The sequence below is a fragment of the Sanguibacteroides sp. AM78-02pH3A genome (assembly GCF_027666085.1).
In the GTDB taxonomy this organism is placed as follows: Bacteria; Bacteroidota; Bacteroidia; order Bacteroidales; family Marinifilaceae; genus Gabonibacter; species Gabonibacter massiliensis.
Genome location: NZ_JAQEHX010000004.1, coordinates 346,381 through 370,612 on the forward strand (window position 1 = coordinate 346,381; position 24,232 = coordinate 370,612).

At 40.0% G+C, this 24,232-nt stretch carries 14 protein-coding genes; 8 read left to right on the forward strand and 6 right to left on the reverse strand.

What is annotated here, in order from left to right; translation table 11 throughout:
* The first annotated feature begins 196 nt into the window (after positions 1–196).
* The 8 genes from PGR74_RS08635 (at position 197) to PGR74_RS08670 (ending at position 13,499) form a co-directional block, all read left to right on the forward strand.
* On the forward strand, positions 197–3,616 hold the full coding sequence (locus tag PGR74_RS08635) for a golvesin C-terminal-like domain-containing protein (RefSeq protein WP_110688618.1): 3,420 nt from the start codon (positions 197–199) through the stop codon (positions 3,614–3,616).
* A gap of 47 nt (positions 3,617–3,663) precedes the next feature.
* Positions 3,664–7,125: a golvesin C-terminal-like domain-containing protein gene (locus PGR74_RS08640; RefSeq protein ID WP_110688617.1), complete on the forward strand. Its 3,462-nt coding sequence runs from the start codon at positions 3,664–3,666 to the stop codon at positions 7,123–7,125.
* Positions 7,126–7,265: 140 nt separating this feature from the next.
* Positions 7,266–8,654 (forward strand): tRNA uridine-5-carboxymethylaminomethyl(34) synthesis GTPase MnmE, encoded by a 1,389-nt coding sequence (mnmE, locus tag PGR74_RS08645; RefSeq protein WP_041501993.1) that lies wholly within the window; start codon positions 7,266–7,268, stop codon positions 8,652–8,654.
* A 272-nt stretch (positions 8,655–8,926) separates the two neighbouring features.
* Entirely contained in the window at positions 8,927–9,733 is an 807-nt protein-coding gene (locus PGR74_RS08650; protein ID WP_270516914.1) for a helix-turn-helix domain-containing protein, read from the forward strand.
* 115 nt (positions 9,734–9,848) lie between these two features.
* Positions 9,849–10,961 carry a tyrosine-type recombinase/integrase gene (locus PGR74_RS08655; protein ID WP_270516915.1) on the forward strand — a complete coding sequence of 371 codons (1,113 nt, stop codon included), beginning with the start codon at positions 9,849–9,851 and terminating at the stop codon, positions 10,959–10,961.
* Positions 10,962–11,135: 174 nt separating this feature from the next.
* Complete coding sequence (locus tag PGR74_RS08660; protein WP_234130853.1) at positions 11,136–11,924, forward strand: hypothetical protein; 789 nt, start codon at positions 11,136–11,138, stop codon at positions 11,922–11,924.
* Between the two features lie 121 nt (positions 11,925–12,045).
* On the forward strand, positions 12,046–12,423 hold the full coding sequence (locus tag PGR74_RS08665) for a helix-turn-helix domain-containing protein (RefSeq protein ID WP_234130854.1): 378 nt from the start codon (positions 12,046–12,048) through the stop codon (positions 12,421–12,423).
* 2 nt (positions 12,424–12,425) lie between these two features.
* Positions 12,426–13,499, forward strand: a complete 1,074-nt coding sequence (locus PGR74_RS08670; RefSeq protein ID WP_270516916.1) for an AAA family ATPase — start codon at positions 12,426–12,428, stop codon at positions 13,497–13,499.
* Positions 13,500–14,198: 699 nt separating this feature from the next.
* On the opposite strand, the gene PGR74_RS08675 is transcribed toward PGR74_RS08670, so the two are convergent.
* The 6 genes from PGR74_RS08675 to PGR74_RS08700 are packed head-to-tail and all read right to left on the reverse strand — an operon-like array spanning position 14,199 to position 24,231.
* Positions 14,199–15,221 carry a virulence RhuM family protein gene (locus PGR74_RS08675; RefSeq protein ID WP_234130881.1) on the reverse strand — a complete coding sequence of 341 codons (1,023 nt, stop codon included), beginning with the start codon at positions 15,219–15,221 and terminating at the stop codon, positions 14,199–14,201.
* A 7-nt stretch (positions 15,222–15,228) separates the two neighbouring features.
* Positions 15,229–16,476 (reverse strand): AbiH family protein, encoded by a 1,248-nt coding sequence (locus PGR74_RS08680; RefSeq protein WP_223126781.1) that lies wholly within the window; start codon positions 16,474–16,476, stop codon positions 15,229–15,231.
* Positions 16,477–16,485: 9 nt separating this feature from the next.
* Entirely contained in the window at positions 16,486–17,196 is a 711-nt protein-coding gene (locus PGR74_RS08685) for a M48 family metallopeptidase (RefSeq protein WP_138292050.1), read from the reverse strand.
* Complete coding sequence (locus PGR74_RS08690) at positions 17,196–20,390, reverse strand: type I restriction endonuclease subunit R (RefSeq protein ID WP_234130882.1); 3,195 nt, start codon at positions 20,388–20,390, stop codon at positions 17,196–17,198. The genes PGR74_RS08685 and PGR74_RS08690 overlap by 1 nt, the downstream gene beginning before the upstream one ends.
* Entirely contained in the window at positions 20,387–21,562 is a 1,176-nt protein-coding gene (locus PGR74_RS08695; RefSeq protein WP_270516917.1) for a restriction endonuclease subunit S, read from the reverse strand. Before PGR74_RS08695 ends, PGR74_RS08690 begins: the two co-directional genes overlap by 4 nt.
* Entirely contained in the window at positions 21,559–24,231 is a 2,673-nt protein-coding gene (locus tag PGR74_RS08700) for a type I restriction-modification system subunit M (RefSeq protein WP_234130884.1), read from the reverse strand. The genes PGR74_RS08695 and PGR74_RS08700 overlap by 4 nt, the downstream gene beginning before the upstream one ends.
* Position 24,232: the final 1 nt, after the last annotated feature.

The window sequence follows — 24,232 nt, forward strand, 5'->3', positions numbered from 1 at the left end:
GTTATTTCTTTAAATTTAACAAATGAAATAATTCTTTTTTTATTATAACTATATTTTTTTTGATAATAAATTGAATAACATAATATTATGATATTTTGTGGTATTCGTCGGTAATTTTAGATATTAACTTTTCTTTATCAATGTATTAATAATTAAAACCTTATTTTTGGTGAAATCCTAAAAATAATGCACGATTATGAACCTTCTAAATATTAACACGGTTGCCCGTTACGAGGCAAAAATATTGAAACGTTCCTGGTTGTTCAGAATATTGGCTGTACTTTCTCTTGTAGGTGTCATTGCTTTTCAAATCATGGTGCAAGGAGACTTAAATTTTTGGACTTCGTGGAATCTGATAGCTATGTCTTCTTATATTCCATACATGAACCTATATCTGTTTGGTATGGCAATGGCCGTGACGGTGGTATTTTTAGGTGGAGAGCTTTTGAACAGGGACCGTAAATTGGACACGATGGAAATTATATACGCCCGGTCTATGAGTAATGCCGATTATGTCGTCGGCAAAAGTTGGGGAATTGTTCGTGTATTTATGGGCTTAGCCTTTATATCCATGTTGTTGGGAGGAATTGTCAACCTTTTTCTCAGTGATGCCCCTTTTAACGGATTTATTTATCTTTTTTACTGGATTGTTTTTTTATTTCCTTCGTTAGGGTTTATCATGGGATTGACCTTTTTTGTTTCGAGTGTTGTTCGTAATAAGGCATTGACGATATTGTTTTTATTGGGGTACGTGTTTTTGACGATCTTTTACCTGAATGAAAGAGAGCGAGGGCTTTATGACTTTTTAGGTTCGACGATACCCAATACTTTTTCGGATCTGACAGGCTATCCGAATCTTGGATCGGTTTTGTTGCAGCGTTTGGTTTGGTTATCACTCGGGATGGGACTAATAGGCTATTCGGTTACTTTATTACGACGAATTCCGAATCGTCCGGGGCGCAGATTGATACAACACGGTCTTTCGACTTTGTTCGTATTCGTGAGTGTTGTATGCGGTTTTATGTTGTATTTTTCTAATTATCAGGAGAGAGAGAGACGTTCTGCCTATCGGTCGAGTTACGATCGGTATCATGCAGGTGATAAATTGACACTTGATAGGGAAACGATAACCTATCGCCAGGAAGGGGACGGAATAGAGGTACGAGCTTTCTTGAAACTCGTAAATCTACATGACAGGGAGGTTCATTCGGTCGTGCTGTATTTAAATCCCGGTTTGGAGGTAAAACGTTTGACAAAGGGAAGTCTGGAGTTATCTTATTTAAGGGATAATCAGGTAATTGAAATAAAGGAGAGGGTTGCTCCCGGTGATTCTCTTTTACTTGCTTTGGAATACGCGGGACAAATCGACGGTTCGGTATGTTATTTGGATGTGGATGATAAATATATCTTCGATACCCGTACGACGGGTTCTTCTATATTTCGTTCAGGAAAGAGATACGCTCTCGTGGGAAAAGATTACACCTTATTGACTCCGGAATGTCTTTGGTATCCGGTATCTGTTCCTCCGGTAAACCTGAAAAACGGGTACGATATTCAGAAAAATTTTGCGGACTATCGCTTGAACGTGGTGGGAATGGGAGATAAGACGGTATTGTCCCAAGGTGTGCGTGAAACTTCGGGTGATACATTGATTTTCCAGGATGAATATCGTTTGCCCGGAATATCCCTGTGTATAGGTTCTTATAAAAAGTATGCGGTGACGGCGGATTCGGTTTCTTTTGAGCTTTATATAGCTGAGGGACACGATGATTTTATGTCCAGTTTTAACGAAATACAAGATTCGATGGCGTCTGTTTTGTCGGATTTGAAATATAAAACGGAAGAGAAAATGAATTGTAAATATCCCTATCATCGTTTTATCGTAATAGAAAGTCCTTCTTCTTTCGCTTCGTATTATCGGAATGAACGGGGAGGGAGTGAGCGAATACAACCGGAAATAGCTTTTTTGCCGGAGCGGGGTGTCGGATTCTGGGGGATGAATTTTAAGAAAACATTGGAAGGGTATGCCTGGATGCAAAAAGTGAATAAGACGATGGGGGCGATGTTAGATGGCGAACGTCAGGCGTTCAAACAATTTGTCCAAAGTACATTTATGAGCGAATACGGTAGTTCAATGGAAGGGAATCCCCTTAAAAGACGTTTTATGCTAAGAAAGATGAGTTTTGACTACGAGTTGAGTAGAAATCAATATGATATTTCTCCATTGTTCTCCAATTATGTAACTTATATCTATTCTTCAGAATATCCGATTATGAATACCATATTGAACGGTCAGTTAAAGCGGGGAAAATCACAGGGGACGGCTTATTCAACATATAGTACTTCCTATAAGAAAGCAATGCATTATCTGAAGAGTCATAGTATAAAAGATGCTCTGGGGAATCCCGAACTTACTTCCGATGTTTTATATCAGATTGTTAACTTAAAAGCTTTTATTTTACAGCTACAATATTTTGGGTTGACGATAGATCAGAAAGAATTCAATGATTTTATCAAGCAATATTTTGATGAACATAAATTCAAACAGGTCGAGTTTGTCCGTTTTAATGAAGACTTTATTAAACGTTTCGGGATTGACTGGCTGAAAGTATTACCGGAATGGTATACGGTCAATCGGGTTCCTTCATATATAATCAGAGAGTGTTTTATTGAGACGGTTGAAGGGGATATGAAAGAACCGGACTATAGCAAGAGGCGTTATCGTATTCGAGCGAGTATATATAATAATAGTGATGTGGATGGAGTAGTTTCGCTCAATTATTCCTTAATGCCCAAAATGGAGGCCGGGACAGCTATGATGACGTATACCAGTGAAGATATGAATAACCGGAGCCAAAACGTTTTGATAGAGGCCGGGAAGGCTAAAGAGATTATTATTCTGTGCAAAGGCCAATTGGTGCAAGTTTCATTGAATATGAATATTTCCGGGAATCTTCCTTCTGTTATTTCTCTTTCTCCTTATGTTTCTGGTAGGGAAACACGGGAAACCTCCTCGGGTATTAAAGATATAGATCTTTCCCGTTTTTTCCCGAAAGAGGGAGAATTAATCGTCGATAACGAGTCGAGAGGCTTTCGTCTTTTAAACGTACCTTCCGGTAATCAATTGCGCAGATGGTTTAAAACGAGCGATACAACGAAATACAAAGATTTTTATAAAGTGACTTTTGCTGAAGAGTGGACCCTTAGCGTTCATGACGGTTTTTACGGGGGACATATACGAAGTGGTTGGAGGAAAGAAGGGGGGGACGGTAGTTCCAGAGTGGAGTGGTCTACGCGGATAGAAAAGGCCGGATACTATGAAGTTTTTGCCTATATTCCCAATCAGTTGTCTTTGGTCCAAATCAAAGCATCCCATGGTGTTGTTTTCGGGATTCAGAAACAAACGCCGATAAAGCAGTTGTATCTTGTTCGTCATGACGGAAGCGAGTCGGAGGTGGAGTTGGAAATTCCTTTTGCTCAACGGGAGTGGTTATCATTAGGACGTTTTTACTTTTCTCCCGGAGAGGCGTCGGTTATTCTGACGGATAAGAAGGGTACTCCGGATCAGGTGATATATGCTGATGCGGTGAAATGGGTTTATGAAGGAGAAAAATAGATATCGAATTTTACTTTGGGATAAACATCTAAACTATACATACAAATATGAATATTCGTAATATAAATACAGTAGCCCGTTATGAGGCAAAGATACTGAGACGCTCCTGGTTGTTCAGGATGCTGGCCATTCTTTCTTTGGTAGGGATCACCTTTTTTCAGCTGTTGGTACAGGGGAATATGGTACGATGGACATCATGGAATCAAATCGCATTGTCTTCTTATGTTCCTTATATGAATGTCTATCTTTTCGGTATCGCGTTGTCGATAACTGTTATCTTTTTGGCAGGAGAGCTTTTGAATAAAACCCGTAAAGTGGACACGATGGAGATTCTCCATGCTCGTCCGATGAGTAATGCGGATTATGTGATAGGGAAAGTTTGGGGAAGTGTTAGAATATTCATGGGATTAGCAATTGTCTCTCTGCTTTTGGGAGTCATGGTAAACCTCTTTTTCAGTGATGCTCCTTTTAATGCTTTCTTGTATCCTTTATATTGGGTATTGTTTCTGTTCCCTTCCTTGGTGTTTATTTTAGGATTTACTTTCTTAACGGTAAGCATCTTGCGTAATAAAGCATTGACGATTCTGTTTATGCTTGGGTTTGTTTTTCTGACGTTGTTTTATTTAAGCAATATTCATCGGGGATTTTATGATTTTTTAGGTACGACCGTTCCGAATGCCTATTCCGATATAACGGGGTATCCGGAGTCGGGGTTTGTAGTTTGGCAACGTTTGACGTGGTTATTCTTGGGAATGGGCTTTATCGGTTATTCGATTGCTTTTTTACAGCGCATCCCAAATCGTCCGGGACTCAGAATGAAGCAGCGGTTGATTGCGACAATACTGGTTTTGCTCGGTGTATGTTGTTGGTTTGTCCTGTTTTCCTCTACACGGAGATCCATGCATGACCGGGAAGAGTACCGGATGAGTTATAACCGGTACGAAGCATGCCCCAAGCTGACTCGAAAGTCTCAGGCTTTGGTTTATAAACAAAAGGGGGATCGGATAGAGGTGACAACGGAGATTCAATTGGTAAACCCTCATGATCGGGAGGTGCGTACTGTCGTGTTGTACCTGAATCCCGGATTGAAGGTGGATAAGATATTAAAAGAGGGAAAAGAGGTCTCTTTTTCCAGGGATCATCAGGTGTTAATCTTGGACGACAAAATAGAAAGTGGGGATAGCGTGAGGTATGTTTTGGATTACGGAGGACGGATAGACGAGTCGATTTGCTATGTCGACCAGCCGGATGAACTGGTATTCGACAGCAGAACCATAGGCTCCTCTCTTTTTCGCTCCGGGAAAAGGTATGCTATGGTTGGACCGGATTACACGCTTCTGACACCGGAATGTTTGTGGTATCCGGTTAGTATTCCTCCCTTGAACCTGACGAATGTGTATGACATTCAGAAAGATTTCACCTCTTATGTTTTAAAGGTTGTCGGTCTGGGAGAGAAAACGATATTGTCTCAGGGGAATCCGGAACCATCCGGTGATACGCTTGTTTTTCGAAACGAAAACCCTTTGCCGGGATTATCCTTGTGTATCGGTTCGTATAAGAGATACTCGGTAACAGCGGATTCGGTCTCTTTTGAACTTTACGTGGCGGAAGGACATGATGATTTTATGGCTTATATAAGTCATGTGCAGGACTCGATGAAATCGATATTATCCGATATGAAAGTCAAGATAGAAGATGCAAAGGGCCGTAGGTATCCTTATCGTCGTTTCATGGCCATAGAAGCCCCGGCTTCTTTTGCCTCTTATTATCGGGATGAAAGAGGAGAGAGCGAACAAGTTCAACCGGAAATGGTTTTTTTGCCCGAACGTGGCGTGGGATTTTTCAGTATGAATTTTAAAGGGTCCAGCAGATCTTATGCTAATAACGTACGGTTGATGAAAGGGACGGAATTGGATTGGGGCGCCATGGAACGCTTGTGGGTTGAACAATTTATTCGAAATACGTTTATGGGTGAATACGGATGGTTCGGAGAAGGAAATCCTTTGATGAGGCGTCTTCCCCGGAAAGGTGGGATAAAAGGTTATAGGTTAAACGGTAATCTGTTTGATATTTCTCCCATGTTTTTTAGTTATTCGGGTTATTTATACTCCTCCGATTATCCGGTGATGAATTTGATATTGAATGGTTTGATGAAGCCGGAAGAGGGACAGCAGCAATTTACCCCGTTATATAGCAGTTCGTACTGGAGAGCCGTTCGTTATCTTGAGAATCATAGCGTGAAAGAGGCCCTTGAAGATCCGGAGATCCCATCGGATGTGTTGCGTCAGGTGTTAAGTATGAAAGCGACGGTTTTGCAAAAACAATATTTGGGTATGATCGTGCCTTCTGCAGATTTGATAAGGTTTATCAACGGGTATATGGAGCAACACAAATACCGGCAAGTGGATTTTTCCGATTTTAACCGGGAGTTTGTAAAGCGTTTTAAGATGGATTGGCTTGAAATATTACCCGAATGGTATACGGTGGATCGAATACCCGCTTTCTTGATCCGGGATTGCCTTATTGAAGAGATCGAAACAAAAGATAAAGATCGCGGTCACAGGAGTTATCGTATTCAGGCAAGTGTATATAACGATAGTGATGTGGACGGAGTGGTTACCCTTAACTATGTTGTTATGCCCTCGCGGTTGAAAAACGTGGGAGGAGTAGTTATAATGAATTCCGGTCAAACGAATGACAATAGTAAGAGTAAAAATGTATTGGTAAAATCCAAGGAGGCTAAAGAAATTGTTGTTATATGTGAAGGCAATATCATGTCGGCTACATTGAATACCAATATTTCCAGAAATATTCCCGCTATAATAACCATTCCTCGGAATTATCGGCAAAAAACGAAAGCGTCCTCGGAAGGAGAAAAAAGGATAGATACTGCCCGTTTTATGCCCGAAGCAGGGGAGTTGATAGTGGATAATGATTCGAAAGGATTCCGGATATCGGATTCTTCTTCCGATAGTCCAATACGTAAATGGTTTAAAAACGCCGATACATCCGAAGTCAGATACAATAATTTTATGGCTACCAATAAGTGGACGCTCGTCACTCATTCGGATCTATACGGGGGATACGTGCGTAGCGGTTGGATGAAGAAGAGCGGGGAGGGGAACAGTAAGGCCGAGTGGTCCGTGCAAATAGATAAAGCGGGATACTATGAAGTTTTTGCCTATATTCCTGACAATATGCAGTTAACTCAATATCAATACAAAGGAAGTGGTGCCTCTATTATATCTGCTTCGATGGTTACAAGAGCGGGAAAGGCAGAATCTATAAAGCAATACTATACCGTTAGTCACGAGGGTAAAGAGTCCGAAGTGGAAATAGAGATACCTTTCTCCGGGAGAGGATGGTTGTCTTTGGGGCGGTTCCATTTCTCCTCCGGCGAATCCTCTGTTGTGCTTAGTGATAAGGGAAGTTCGGACAATCAGGTAGTGTATGCCGATGCGATAAAATGGGTTTGGGATGAGGGAAAAGAGGATGAAGTAATTGAGTGATATAATGTTTATTGCAATGACTTAATCTCAGAATCTCTCAATCACCGAATTCATATATGTCTTTTGATTGGAAACCGGAAACTGTACTTTCGCTATTTCTCTTCCGGTGAAAAAACGTATCTTTGCGGAAAAGAGAGATTATGACTGATAAGAGTGTAATATGTGCCGTTGCAACGGCACCGGGAAGCGGTGCTATTGCGGTTATACGGTTGTCGGGAGAAGGGTCTATCGCTTTATGTGACCGAATTTTTCTATCGCCTTCCGCTAAGAAATTGACAGACGTACAGCCTAACACCGTACATTTCGGGCGTGTTATGGAAGAGACGGAGTTGGTGGATGAAGTTTTACTCTCTGTTTTTCACGCACCTCACTCGTTTACCGGTGAAGATTCGGTGGAGATATCCTGTCATGGTTCCGTGTATATTCAACAGCGAATATTGCAGTTGCTTGTTTCCCGTGGAGCTCGTTTGGCTCGTCCCGGCGAGTTTACGCAACGGGCTTTTTTAAACGGAAAAATGGATTTGTCGCAGGCGGAAGCGGTGGCCGATCTGATCGCTTCCTCTTCTGCTGCAGCTCATAAAATGGCGTTGAATCAGATGCGGGGCGGGTTTTCAAAGGAGTTGATAAAATTGCGTGCGGAATTGCTTCATATCACCTCTCTTTTGGAGTTAGAGCTTGATTTTTCGGAGGAAGACGTGGAGTTTGCCAATCGGGCGGAACTTCGTGCTATTGCCCTAAAAATAGAAAATATGATTGCCGAGTTGTGCAACTCCTTTTCACTCGGGAATGTCATTAAAAACGGTATTCCGGTGGCCATTGTAGGGAATACCAATGTCGGGAAGAGTACGCTTTTGAATGCATTGCTGAAAGAAGACCGGGCCATCGTTTCTGATATAGAAGGGACGACTCGCGATGTAATAGAAGATACCATAAGTTTAAACGGTATGCTATTCCGTTTTATCGATACGGCCGGTATACGTCATACTTCCGACACGGTCGAAAATCTCGGTATCGAACGTACCTTTGCTAAAATTGCCCAGGCGAAAGTCGTATTACTTTTGCAGGATGTAAACCGGAGCAGCGACCAGTTTATTCCTTACTACCGGCAGGTGAAAGAACGTCTCTCTCCCGATGCTAAATTATTGATTCTGTTAAATAAAATGGATCGGACGGAGGTCCTGGATGCCGTTAAGGAGGAGATAGAGACTCAGATTTCCGGCGAACCGATCCTTCCCGTTTCTGCTAAGAAAGGTTATAATATGGATACCCTTATCCGTTGGTTGACCTCCTCCGTCAACACGGAAGCTTTTAGCAATGTCATTGTCAGTAATGTCCGGCATTACGAAGCCCTTACACACGCTCTCGAAGCTATTCGCCGAGTTGTCACCGCTCTCGATACCACCTTAAGCGGCGAATTCATTTCCCAGGATATCCGGGAATGCCTCCACTACCTCGGCGAAATCACCGGTGAAATCACTACCGATGAGGTTTTGGGTAATATTTTTAAGAATTTTTGCATCGGGAAATGATATATCGCAATTAACCGTAACGAATTAGAACCAACTATAATGAAGTCGCTGAAATTCAGCGGCTTTTTTATTTGCCCAAAATCCAGTTCATAGCGATTGGATAGTGTTGTTCACCATATTTTTCTACCGTATTTCTACCGCGAAACAAATTGGGGTTTGTCCCCGATGTCACACTGAGGTAGTCAACAACATGTGTTGACAATGGCTTACATAGGTAGACAAAAAGCGAAATTAAAACTATATGGTTTCATTAAAAATATGGAGAAAACAACATGGAAGTAAAAAGAATTTGTCAATGGTGTGGCAAGCCATTCATTGCGAAGAAAACAACTACGAATTATTGTAGCCATCAATGTGCCAGTCAAGGCTACAAACACCGTATGAAAGAACGAAGAATCGAACTTCGTGAATTACAAGAATTGATAGAAGTCAAAAGTAAGTTAGACCATCAAGATTACTTTACTTTCGCACAAGCAGCACAATTGATGGGCGTTTCTCGTCAATACATCTATAAGCTCGTCAAGGAGGATAAACTGAGAGCATCAAGAATCAGTGCAAGGATGTCAATTATTCGCAGAGCCGACATTGAACTGATGCTTAAAACGCGCCCCTATGAACGAAGAAGAATTAAAGATGACCTTGATATAACTGAGTACTACACTGCCGAGCAAATTTCCGAAAAGTACAAAGTATCGCAAAAATGGATTTGGGCATATACAAGAGAAAACAATATCCCAAAAATCCGTATCCGTCAGTTCAACTATTACAGCAAAAAGCATATTGATGCTGCTTTTGCCAAATACAAGACAGATAATGATCTGACCGAATGGTACACTCCCGAAGAGATAGAACATGGTCAGATATTCTACTCGAAGCTACATTTTGACCTATCCAAGCAGACTGCCGAAGATAATGCTTCGGAGTACTACACCGTGCAGGAAGCCATGAAGAAATACAATCTCACACGGGATTCTGTCTATGGCATTCTGCAGTTCCACGAAATCAAACGTGAGAAGAAAGGTCGTTTCGTGAGATTCCTGAAAGTGGAATTTGATCATGTAATGGGTGTCAGAAAATAAGCTTAAGTCTGAATTTAGGCAGACCAGAAAATGATTCTAAAAATGAGCATTGTCTGTGTCAAGCCATTCCGAACATTTGCTGCAAATCAAGTATAAACTAATAATAATTGTAACTATGTTAGAATGTAAAACAGTAACATTGAGAACACGTCCTTTGAAACATGGGATGCTTTCTTTCTATCTGGATTATTATCCGGGGTATCGTGACCAGGAAACAATGAAAACCATCCGTCACGAAGGATTGAACATTTATATTTATGCCAATCCTAAGAATGAACGTGAACGCAAATTCAATGCAACTATGTCGGAAAAGGCGGAAGCCATCCGATGCCGACGCTTTGAATCTATCGTTAATGACAGGTATGATTTCTTTGACAGGCACAAACTCAAAGCGGATTTTCTCGAATACTACCGCAAGCAGCTTCGCAAGCATGACCAAAAGTGGGAATTTGTGTACCACCATTTCTACAACTTCGTTCATGGCAAATGTACTTTTGAAGAAATTGATATTGACCTTTGTAATAAGTTCCGGGAGTATCTGCTAAATGCCAAGCAACTCAGGCGTGACGGTCGCATTTCAAAGAACTCTGCTTCCGGCTATTGGTCAACATTCAGGGGACTTTTGAAAATCCTTTATCGCAATCGGCTAATCAAAACCAATATCAATGACTTTTTGGATAAAATCGAAACAGAAGATACCCCAAAAGATTATCTAAGTGTGGAAGAACTATACAAATTGGCAGAAACACCTTGCAAAAAGCCGATTCTGAAAACAGCGGCATTGTTCTCATGTCTGACCAGTCTTAGAATCAGCGACATACTATCGTTGCAATGGCATGAAATCGTTGACTTTGCAGCCGGAGGAAAATGTGTCCATACAATTACCCAAAAGACCAAAACAGAGGACATCATTCCAATCAGTGACGAAGCCCTGCAATTGATCGGCTATTCTCCGGAAAAAACCGGATTAGTATTTAAAGGATTGAAACGAAGTTGGACACAGCAACCCATGAAAGAGTGGATTCGCAAAGCCGGTATTACCAAAAATATCACTTTCCACTCCTACCGAAGAACATACGCAACACTTCAAGGAGCAGCCGGCACAGACATACGTACCATTCAAAGTAATATGGCACATAAAAGTATCACCACGACACAACGGTACATGAAAGTCGTAGACAGTAACAAGCGTGAAGCCAGCAACAGAATCTCTTTAATCCGCAAGTAAGAATTAAGGTTCAAATAATCCCGTTTTTATAGCTCAGAGTATGATATTTTGCATCAAATCATACTCTGAGCGTATTTTTTCTTAAATCCTGAACGATTATCTATTACAAACAGCAACTATTTGGAAATCTGCATATACATTTGTCTTATTGTAAAACTCAAACAGTATCAGTTTATGACGAATAGTATTAAAATCTCTCCTCAAAGAACCAGTTTCATACTTTCAGTAAGTGTCATCCTTTATTGGGCAACAGACTCCTATTTATATCTTAATTGCCATATCGACATGATGGAGTATTCCACTCCAGTTATTTTATATATCACGGCAATGATACTCGCCTGTGGAGTACTTCAGCGCTTCTTTTTCCAATTCATTACAAAGAATGAATTGAGTTTGTCTTTTGGCAAGCAAGTAAGACCTCTACCCGAACAAATTAAGGAGATTGATCCGGAGTGTCCAAAGGACAAGAATATAAATCCGGCAATTTTAGTTGCAGAAAGTGTTGCAAAACAAGATTATATGGATAATTATGAAGTACGTGTGGCTGAAATTGAACGTAAAAAAGCCGAAAGGCAGGCAGACATTAAGCGTGTCATCCATGAATATACCACATTTGTAATGACGGAATTTCTCTCAAAAGAAGATCTTGAAATTCTGCATGAAAACATAGAGTATTTCGCACACGGACAATCTGAATTATACAAGCCAATCCGTTCAAGATTAGATAATCCCCTCCGTTCTATCGACCTGATGCACTTTGTGTGGAACATCGGAGAGAGATTGAACATTTCCCTTATAGACAGAGCTACATTCATACATACGATATTCCCACATGAACTAAAAGATGCTTCGATTAAATATCTGGCTAAAAATCTCCGGACATGCGGAGTTTGCAAAATAGCCCTTGATATTCCTAAAACCGGAGATTATCACTTCAAATGTATGAAAGAAGCCCAAGAATAAAAAGCAAATTCAACCGATTAGGATTATTCAACACAGACTGAAATATTATTGCCTTCTGATAGTTGTCAGCATTACATCATTGTGTTGGTTTGCAGCATGTTTAACAAAAACAATGTTATATATGCAAAAAGACAAACTGACCTTTAATGACCTACCGGAAGTGGTAGGAGAACTTTGCGAGAGAATCTCAAGTATGGAAAATCTGCTGACAGAAAAACTTCATCAGCAGCATAACGAGGTAAAAAAGGACACTCATGTGCCTATGACCGTCAATGAAGTCTGCGAGTATCTGGGTATCTCAAAATCCTCTTTTTATTACAAAGCCAAACATGGAGGTATTCCAATCATTAAACAAGGCAAGCACCTGTTTGTCTATCGTGATGAATTGGATAAATGGTTGGAAAGCGGCAGAAAAGGAGAATCGCCTATAAGCATAGAGGAAGAACACGCCCGAATGCTTGCAACTATACGTCGCAAAGCCAATCCTAAAAGCTGGTGAGTATGGAAACGGTAGCACCCATTGAAGATCTTGCTCAGGTCGCTACAAGATGGCAAGATACCATGCTCAGTTTGGAAAAGGAGTACGAACAGGAGCCGGAAGTTCTGAAAATAGGCGAAGTGGCTATCGGGACATTGGGAAATTTCAGTGCATCTATAGGCAAGGCTAAAAGCAAAAAGACTTTCAATGTGTCGGCTATGGTGGCAGCAGCTTTGTCAGGGAAGGAAGTTCTTAACTACAAAACGGACTTCCCAGAAGGAAAGAGCCGCATCCTTTACATTGATACAGAACAAAGTCAAAACCATTGTATGATTGTGATGCATAGTATCATGAAACTGGCAGAGTTGCCGGCTAATGAAGATTGCGACCGTTTCTATTTTCTCGCTCTACGCAAGTTCAACCCCAAGGAGCGTTTGGCTATCATAGATGATGCAATCAGTCAGATTGAGGGTCTCGGTTTCGTGGTGATTGACGGAATCCGCGACTTGGTCTATGACATTAATTCTCCGAGCGAAGCCACGTGCGTAATCTCCAAACTCATGCAGTGGACTGACGAATACCAGATTCATCTTCACACCATCCTTCATCAGAACAAAAGCGATGAAAATGCCCGTGGACACATTGGCACGGAAATCAACAACAAGGCTGAGACTGTCATCCAAATCGAGAAAGACAAAGACGACAGCAACATCAGCAAAGTGGAAAGTGTGCATACACGTTCCAAAGACTTCCTGCCATTCGCTTTTTGCATCAACGACCAATCACTTCCCGAACTTCTGCCGGATTATGTGCCGACAAAAAAGAGCGCAGGTCGTCCCAAACTGGAACCGTTCTCCCCTTATAAAGACATCCATGAAGCCATCCATCGCAAAGCTCTCGAATTGGCTTTTGACGGAAAAGAGACGATTTCGGGATATAAGGCTTTGGAAAAGGAACTGACCACTGCCTACGAACTGGCGGGAACGAAATTTAATCACAACAAGATTGTGAAGATAATTAAGTTTCTCACGAACAAACGCATGGTGGTTCAGGAAAGCCGTGGCATTTATCGGTTCATGCCGGATTACCATTATTGACTCTCCACTTGACTTTATTCTAAAAGTGTCCATTAGTATATAAGTCAAAGTTTAAATGCAACGACTGGTTTCATGATAATCCACGAAACTGGTCGTTGCCATTTTATTTTGCAAATTTATTGTGGATAATTCCTTTTTTTAAAGCCACGGGCTTGCCCGTTGTACAGACATTATCTTGTATGGGGAGCCTAATACCCCAAGCGGCCAATAGGTCGTTTGAGAGTGCCAAATCTCTCAGCAAGCTGATTGGTGAGAAAAAGGCGTTATTTGAGTCTTTTATCTTTTCGCCAGCCATCGGTATGCCTTTCTCGACAAAAACGAAATTTGTATACTTAATTGCTCACAGGGCTTGCCCATTATACAAACCTTATTGAGTTAGGGTAACTCAATACCCCAAGCGATAAATCGCTCGTGAGACTTTGCCAATCCTCTGCAAGCTGAAATTGGCATTATTGCGGTTTTGGAGTGTATTTCAGTAGTGCTTTTACGAACCATTTTATGAACCCTACTGGTTCTTTTATGAACTCTTATGTGAACTCTTTTCTTGCTTTTAAGTGGTATACTGGAGTAACGTCGGTCACCATAAATGCAGATACTAGATGATGAACACAGAACTGTTGTCCGAACACTTGCCAATTTAACGACATGAATCTGCCATATCCCAAAGGCGATTTTGCCAACCTCAAAATGACATTATAATTATTCAATATCTAATGCAGGAAGACTATTATCTTCAAATCTATCAAAGTCAGATTGAAAAAGACGGTCTTGAATGATCCTGTATTTTTCAAACTCTGATTCAGCAAACTCTTTGGCATATTCGGCAGAAACCTTTCCGCTATCCTGTAATATCGGGCTCTCAAATAAATTAATGAATTTGTCTATTCGCTTTGCCCAATCTTCCATTGTCATAGGTATATGACGCATAGCCATACTTTCTGCCATATCAAGGGACGCATTGACTATCCTGCCCATTTCTTCCAATTCTTTTTCTCGCAAATAGTTCTTTGCAACAGACACATCGGTCTTGACAATTTTTCCAGTCGGAGCATTCTCCCAAGTGGTCAAACCCATGTGTTCTTTATCTGCATTAGCCCGTTCTACAATCAGTTCCGCAGCGGTATGTCCATGCACAGCATAATGCATTTTGTTCTGTACCTTCTTGAAGAAAAGACGGGTTGTCGGAGCATTCTTGTTATAGTCTATTGCCGTAGCATAGATATCCGTGAGCTTCTGATAAAAACGACGCTCACTCAGCCTTATCTCCCTTATTTCGGCAAGCAAATGCTCAAAGTAATCCACACCCAAGAAAGCCCCGTTCTCCATTCGCTTATGGTCAAGCACATATCCACGGATGGCAAACTGACGGAGTACAAACGTACACCACTGGCGGAACTGAGTAGCACGAACAGAATTGACTCGATACCCGACACTAATAATGGCATCAAGATTATAGAACATTGTTTGATAATTCTTACCGTCTGCGGCAGTTGCCGAGTTTTTCTCGGTAACTGAATCTTTGACAAGTTCCCCGGATGCAAATATATTTTTTAAGTGCAGTCCAATATTGTCAGTTGAGCAATCAAAAAGCTGAGCCATTGCCTTTTGCGTTGCCCAAATGGTTTCATCCTTATACATCACCTGAATCCCATCCTCTTTGCCTTCAAGCATGAAGATGAGAAACTCAGCCGTACTATTTCGTATTTCTATATTCTTTGCCATAACAAAATCATTTAATATATTGTGGTAATGGTTCACAAAACATTTTATTTACGACCCTATCACGCATTAGCTTCATGTCCGTAAAATTACGACATATATTTTGTGCTATTTCCAGATAGTTATCTGAGCCATCATCTTTTTGATAATAATATGGCTTTATTGAAACACAGTTTTTATGTTCAAACAAGGTGTTTAGCAGCGTTCTGTCCGAGTTACCACAAGAATGCCCCATGATATAAACTTGATATGGAGCAGATTCAATGAACTGAAGTAAATTACGATATTTTCCCGACTCTAAATACTTTATAGATTTGATGTTTCTTAAACACTCATTATCTGATTGTTTAAGGAAATCTTTATAATCCTCATCAAGCTCATCACCATAACCAAATATTATGCTATTAGGATTATTCAAGTCTCCATGAATATGATTTATAGCTGCAACTTTCAGCCCCCCATATTTGTCTGCTACTTCAGTATAATTAAAATTAAGTAACATAATATTCTCAGGAATTATTAAATCCTTTAGGTAAATTTCTTCTATCTCTGACGAACCTATAAACTGCTTTCTGAGCTGTTTGATATCTTCTGTCATAAAATGCCTATCGGAACCTTCATAACCATATCTACAGAGTAACTGTTGGTACGCATCGTCTTGTTGGATTAAATAATCTACATAGTCATAGTAAACCTGTAATTGTGAAATACTAACATCGTCTTTACGAATATTTCCATAAATTTGACGTTGTATCTCCTTATTGCACTTTATATTATCAGTTGTGATAGAAGAAAGATATTGAGCTAAAAGTTCCTGAGTATAATGTAATTGCTTGTTGAGTTCAGAAATTGTATAATCACAGTTGTCTGGATTTATAATTGAATTTCGCAATAAATCATAATATTCCTTTTCTATGTCAACCCATCCTTTGACCTCAATAGAAGTGCATATACTCTTAAAAAATGGAGACAATGAAAATTCAAAGGACTTAGAATCATTGGCAATACAATCAATTATCTCTTTACCGGACGGTTTGTTAAAATACTTAGGAAGATAAAATGCAAAGACATTCCAACAGCGATTGTAGTTGTCTGAAGTAATTTTGATAGAACAAAGACAGTCCTCTGATATAGATGTAATATTTCCTGTAAAAGAGTCAACTCGTTTTTCCCAATACCAGTTTATGAAATCTTCATATCTAGTAGGAAGCCCATGTGCCAAGTCAAAGCCGTTGCCGATAAGTATAATTCGATTCATAAGTGTGCGTTATTCTTTGTATGGTAGTGCTACAAATGCATTCAGTTTTTGGCGCAAAGTGCGCCAATTCGGAAGACGTTTGGTCATCAACATCTCGAAAATTTTATTATGATTATCGACTTTAAAATGACAGAACTCATGTACAATTACAAACTCAATGCACTCACGTGGTACTCGGGCAAGTTCAAGATTAAAGATAAGCAGACGCTTTGAAGGAATACAACTGCCCCATTCAGTCTTCATCTGCTTGACCTGCCATTCAAAAGGATTTTCTTCAAGTTTATTAGCCCAATATTGGAGCATTGATGCCAGTTCCTTTTTAAGATGCGACCTATACCAGGTACGCATTAGTTCTGCTCTTATTTCAATAGAAGTGCCAGGTTTCAAAAACATATAAAGTTTGTTACCTTTAAGTTCCATACTATTTGAATAGTGAGGTAGCTCTTCTACAATAAGTTGATACCGTTGACCAAATAAATAATGACTCTCGCCCGATACGAATTGTCGTTTCGTTTGTCGAGGCTGGGCGAGAACTTCCTCTATCTGAGTTCGAATCCATTCCAATTTTTGCAAGACAAAATTTCTAGCATCATCATCTGTCAGATAATCAGGCATAGAGATATGCACCCTCGCATCTGGAGGATAGACAGCCAAATGCAAATTTTTAATGGATTTGCATTCAACCTCAATTTCGATATCTGCTACTTTTATGGTGTGCATTAAAACTCAGGATTATTTATTGCAATACGGAGGATGTCATCTACATCAAATGGTTTAGATGCAGTAAATAATTCTAAGGCCCTACGAAGTTTAGCTTTCTTTACATCATTCGTCCTAAATCCTTGCTTAGCATTCACTTTGATAAGTTGATAGACCTCCAAAGTTAATGCAACATCTTCGCCTAGATTATCAAATAATGCTTGTTTACCTTGAGTGTCGAGTCTAGGGTCGAATGTACGATTCCCAAGTTCACGAGCCAACTCAGCTATTGCTTTGAGATATTCTTTATAGTCAAGAACTCCTTGGCGATACTCTGCGAGCAGTCGATTTATGCGTTCTGAGAACTTTCTATATTCTTCTGGATTACTCTCACGTTTACGGTTAACTACACGACGAACATTGGCTGTAATCGTTGAAGCGACACCATCCTTTCCTCCAAGTGCTTCCTCAGCCTCATGTTCTGCTTCCTCTGAGTTACCGTCAAGCACAAGGTCAAGAAATGAAAAGTCTTCAAGCATGGCGAGTACTTTTGAGGGCTTGGCATCTATATACATATCAAGTATGTTTCTCATCTGCTGATCATACAATTTCATGTCAACAATATCTCCGGCACGGCGCATTATGGCATTCCGAATATTATCAAAATTCTTGATACGCTCAAATATAGTCTGTGCCTCTTCAGTCGTATAACCAGCTTTCTCCATTTCAAGCGCAATTGCAGAATAACGAGTCACAAGAATTTTTACAGCATTATAGAAAGCTTCGCGTATGGGGGCACTTCGGATAGTTGCAGCTTCTTCTTCATCAGGCTCCGTACTGCGTTGGTCGAATACAAAGTAATCAAAAAATTCGTTGGTCGTTTTTGGATAAGCAACAGGCTCACAAAGATGCTCTACACGTTCAAGTGCCGTGTTCAAATCGCGCTTGGCATTCTCAAATCGATCCGTTAACAATCCTTCCACATCTTCTTTGTCGTAATCTGAAAATGCTCCAGTAGTGTAATCATTGATCGCATCTTCAATATTCTTAAAAAGCTGTTTGTAGTCGACTATATATCCGAACTCTTTTTCTTCATGCTCGTTGTTTGTGCGGTTTACGCGACAGATAGCTTGAAACAAATCATGCCCCTCCATTTTTTTATCAAGATAGAGATAGGTAGCCGATGGAGCATCAAAACCAGTAAGTAGTTTACTTACCACAATCAGAAGTTTCATGTCACCTGGATGGTCGACAAATTGAGTCTTAGCCCATTCCTCAAATTCTTCGGGAGTGCGGTCCTTAAACATCTTTTTAGCCATCTCTGCTTTATATTCAGCCTCGCTTTGTGTTTCGCCCGAAGATGATTCCTCCGGACTCGCATCTTTACCGTTAAAACTTGAAACGACTGCACAATGTCCTTTAAGTTGTGTTTCCTGAAAGACTTCCCAACAACGATAAGCCTGATAAATGCTATCGCAAACCAGCATTGCATTACCCCAACCTTCCCGAAGGCATGATATGAGTTGCATATCCTTTACAATGTCGGCTACAATCTTACGCACGCGGTCACGACTCGAAAAAAGATTCTTCATTACAGCCCATCGGCTTTTTAACTCTTCTTTTGCTTTCGGACTGAGATTGCGTGTAATGTGTTCAAAAAGTTGGTCAACGGCCTGCTCGTTTTCAAGATTCTGCTCTATTTCGCGAGCTTCATAACGTAGGTCGAGAATCACCTGATCCTTAACCGCCTCATTAAATTTATATGTGTGGATATAATTGCCAAAGTTTTCTCTTGATGTAAGTTTACTCTTTTGTTGTTTCAGCAATGGAGTTCCGGTAAAACCAATGAGCATAACATCATCGCCCATGATTTTTTTCATAGCTTTGTTGAGTATACCACCTTGTGTACGATGGCATTCGTCAACAAAGACAAATATATTGCCTTTAGCCTTAAAACCTTGGGGCAGTTTTTCGGCAAGTGCAGCCATATACTGTTCAGGTGATCGCTTTCCTCGGAGTTTCTTCTCCTCTGGAGAAAAAGCAGATTCCTCCTGTCCTGCAATACCGAATTTATGGATAAGGGTACAAATCAAATTCGGTTCAACTTCTGACAGCATCGAAAGAAGATGATTTCCGCTTTTAGCACGAATTGGTTTATGACCGGCATCTTTGAATCCATTCTCAATTTGTTTGTCGAGTTCATCACGGTCGGTGATAATAACAACACGCGGGTCATTTGGCATATTCTCCAATATCCATTGAGCCAGCCATACCATCATCAAACTTTTGCCGGCACCTTGCGAGTGCCAGATAATACCGCTTTGTTTATTGCGGATGCGTGGTTTTGCTGCCTCGAATGCAAAATATTGGTTTGGACGACAAACTTTTTTAATACCGCCGTCATATACAACGCAGTCATGGATAAGACGCAAAATTCTTTTCGGTTCAAGCATCTGAAGCAATGAACGATCAAGTTCATTAGGAAATTCTGATCTTGGAAATAACTCAGGAATTAGTTCGGGCGTGGACGTATCACTGGGATAACTTTGACCTGTTGGTTCCTTCCAACGTAACCAAAACTTTTCTGGTGTCAGTATTGTTCCATAATGCACTCCTTCACTATCGTTTCCGGCAAAAAGAAATTGAGCAGGCACAAAAAAATGGCATATTTCATTATCTCTACCATTATTACGAATCTGTTGGCGCACACCGTCCTTAACGCTAACAGTTGATTTCTTCAATTCAATAACTCCAAGAGCCATTCCATTGACATACACTACTATGTCAGGGCGCCGTGTATGGTATTCTTCTATATTACGGCGGACTGTTACCTCCTCTGCCAAAGAAAATATATTGTTGGCCACATTATCCTCAGGCCACTCAATAATCTTAACTGTTTTACTTTGTCCGTCATCACCTTGAATATTTACTCCATAGCGCAGATAGCTATAAAAGTTCAGATTGCTCTGAAACAGCGTATCCTTATCATGGCATCGGCTTATCTCCAAATCGAGCAAGCGAAGAACTTTATCAATCTCCGTATTCGAGGCGTGTTGTGTATCTTTTATAAACTTTCCAAGAATTTCGGGGATAATTGGAAGGTTATCGGCATCTTGCTTATATCCAAGATACTGATAGCCACAGTAATTGTGGAGGAGATTAATAACACGATTTTGGGTTGTGCGTTCTGAATCTACTAATGGTATCGTGTTCATATCAAACGAATTTTTCCTGTTAATAACTGCTGCATCATACCTTGACGGACTGCAATATATTTATCCCTTTTCACCTCAATTTCTTCAATTTCGTCATTCATATCAGAGAGAACTAATGCTATTTCATTCTGCTCATGTATATCTTTAGGAAGACGAATTTTCGAACTTAAAAATTTCCGTTTAGGAAGATTGTATCGAGTAGATCCTTGTGCTAATTCCATCATTAAATCTCTCCCAATTTTGCTGCGAAGAAGAAATGTTAGAAATCTTGGATTAATATTGGGCTTATAAAATCTAAAGCCAAAACAAAAACTATTAAGATACAAATCATCATATTCTTCCGTTACACATGAACACATTCCGACCTCATCCGGGGTCTCAGAAGACGTGTTAAATATAAGGTCATTTTTTTGAACCTTATTTTGTTTTTCGCCTTTGGAAACATTGACATGCTCAAAATAATTTGGAGATATAGTATCTTTATAAATTACATTTACGAACATAATGAATTTAGAATCGCCATGTCCGAAATCAAGACTAGTTTTCCCTGAAAGTCCGTTATAAGTATATCCCAAATCCTTAAACGCCATTTCTTTCCATGGTTCATCGAAACCAGGAAGTCGACGACGAGCGGTTAGAAGATCTTGCATTGCCGCCTGCATTATAAACCGTTTCTTTTCAAGCAGAGTATCAAATTCACGAATTAACGCATCAATATCGCTCAATGCTTCTGCAATCTTGCGTTGTTCATATACAGAAGAAGCTACTCTTATATATTGTCCTCCTATAATTCTTTGGGAAAGAGATGGTACTCCTGAAGCCTCATTCAATGAACGCCAATTTATACATAAAAAACAGTAATATACATATTTGGGTATGACGTCATTGAATGAATGAGTATAATATAGTGTATCAACCGTCCAAAATCTACCGCTATGAAATTGAGGTTTATCTATACTTCCCTTGCGACCAATACATACAGATTCTCCTTCATATAAGAAATCATTAATATGAGTAATAAGCCCTCCGGTTCCATAAACCGGATATATTCCACTATCTAAGTGCTTATAGTCTCTACCATTACCAAAAGACAAACATTTTGATATTGGAGTAACATCCCAATCCTCTGGAAGAGGACCTAACTCAGTTTGTTTGAATTTAGTTTCAATCATAATTCAAATCCCATTTTAGCGAGATGAGCATTAACCTTTTCTTCAAAGCCACGTACCGATAATTCAATGTCGGATAGGCGACGAGCATAACGATCAACAAGAGTAGTAACTTGTTGTTCAATGTCCATAGTTACATCGAAAGCCGCACTAATGGCTCCACCAACTATAGCTGTATGCCATTTATCATTGACAACCATATCCTTAATTTCCGATTCTTGTAAAGTTGGATATTTCGCAACAACAAGTTTGGTTAACTTTGATATCTTTCGTTTAACATCGGTCTTAGCATCAACCAACTCTTTGTTCAAGTCAATATATTGTTTATATAACTTAATGGTATCATCTGGCAATGCTGCATAATTGACAACTTCCTTCAACCGATATTTAATTGCACTTACACTCAAATCACTAAGACTGTCGAAAACATTCCGATTTTCAGCTATTATAACTTCTCGTTTCTCTTTTCCAATCTTTCCTTTTTCGTTAATAGCAAGATATGCCTCTAAAACTTCTTTTTCTCCCTCCAATGGTTTCGGGCATATAGCGTAAAGATATTTACTTGTAATTTCGTTAACAGTATCATTAAGTTCCTCAGAGTATTCCTCCTCCATCTGTTCTATCTCTCCTTTGAGTTGCAACACACGCTCTTCAGCTTTATTGACCGTATCGTTCTCTTTTTTGAAATAGTGATTGACAACAACATGAACCGGCAACAAATCGCAATTGTAATCCCTGAAGGTGGGATTCTTTTTAGGAACAAACTTTACCTCTTTAGATTTTTTATCGGTTGTAAGAACATCACACGACAATTCTACCGTCCAACCATAGCGAGAAATCAGATAACAATCATCTTGCATGGCTGAGTTCCAATAGTTGAGCAATATGTCATATATCGTGTATTTGTCAACGAGACCATCGATTTCGGAGAGCATTTCCAGGAGTGACTCACTCCAGTCTGCTATAAGTTTTTTAGGCTGGCATCCGAGAGCAAGCGCAAACATCTGTTGTGACACAAGTTTATACCATTCTTCTACTGCTTCCGAAAAGAATCCACTTAAAGTACTGAATTCCTTATTGTGTGTAATAGTTTTTGGAATCTCGTTACGTCCGACGCACAGTTTATAATAATTTTTCTCCAATGGCTCAAACAGCTCGTCTTTGAGTGTCGGACAGTGGCGCCAAAGATAGGAAAATCCATCTTCTACATCCTTGGCAGGTAATCCTCCGTTTAGTTTGAGGTGAGCATAAAGATCTTGCTGAATTTCAGTATCGACTGGTGTTATATAACGTGACACATTGAGATTGCAGTCATTTCGCTCGTTGGTAATTTCGGTGTAAGGTACGAATCGGGCAAAATGAGGTATGGTTTCCTCTTTATCATCAAGGTTACCATTTGCTTCGAGATTTTCAAGAGTTTCCCATGCATCAAATACACGACGAATATCCTGTTCACGAAGTCGATTCTTTGCTCCATCTTTTGCGAATCCAGAGCGAGCATCAATCATAAAAATGCCTTTTGATGTCGAAGTCTTAGCTTTGTCAATAATGATAATACAAGCTGGTATTCCAGTACCAAAAAACAAGTTTGCAGGCAGACTTATAATACCTCTGATATACCGTTTCTCAATAATTTTCCGCCTAACAGCCTCCTCTTCATTACCACGAAACAGAACTCCGTTTGGCAATATACAAGCTCCCCGTCCTTGGGAATTGATAGACTTGATAATATGGAGCAAAAATGCATAATCTTCATAGCCAACCGGTGGAATGGGCGGTAGATTGTCGGAGTTTCCCCATCGGCCAAAGGTGTCATTAGTCTTAATTTCTCCTTTTATCCATCCTTTCTGAGAAAATGGAGGATTGGCAACGACATAGTTGAATGTTTCCAGTTGATTTGATGTTGATTTGAAGAATGGTTTTTCAATAGTATCTCCAACTTCCAACTCTGGGTCGTCATAACCATGAAGATACATATTCATAACCGCCATACCTCGTGTTGCCCCATCAAGTTCTTGCCCAAATATAGAAACACCATCACGATGTTTGGTATATTCCGCAGCAGCACGAAGCAACAATGATCCAGAACCACAAGTCGGGTCATATATGGAAATCTGAGGTCGATTGTCTTTATGTATGCCTATCAGACGAGCCATTAAGCGAGAAACCTCAGCAGGAGTATAGAACTGACCTTTCTTTTTACCACTCTCTGCGGCAAAATTTTTCATCAGATATTCATACGCATCTCCGATAAGATCGTCATCACCTGCACGGTTCTTACTAAAATCAAGGAAATCACGCTGAAAAACAGAAATGAGGCTTGTCAATGTATCAACCTTAGCCTTCCCTGATCCAAGTTTTGTCGAGTCATCAAAATCAGCTTCGTTGATAATGTGATCCAATCGAGGATTCGCTCGGGCTATAGCATGGAGTTTCTTCTGAATCTCCTCGCCTATATTGGTTTTCCCTTTAAGAGCAACGACGTCATCGAAAGAGCATCCTTCAGGAAGGTCAAAGAATATGTCTGAATCAGATTTAACTTTGTCGCTGATATACTTCAAGAACAGCATAGTCAATACATAGTTCTTGTATTGACTTGCGTCCATGCTTCCGCGTAGGATATTGCAACTTTCCCAAAGTATGCTATATAATTGAGTCTTCTTTATTGCCATA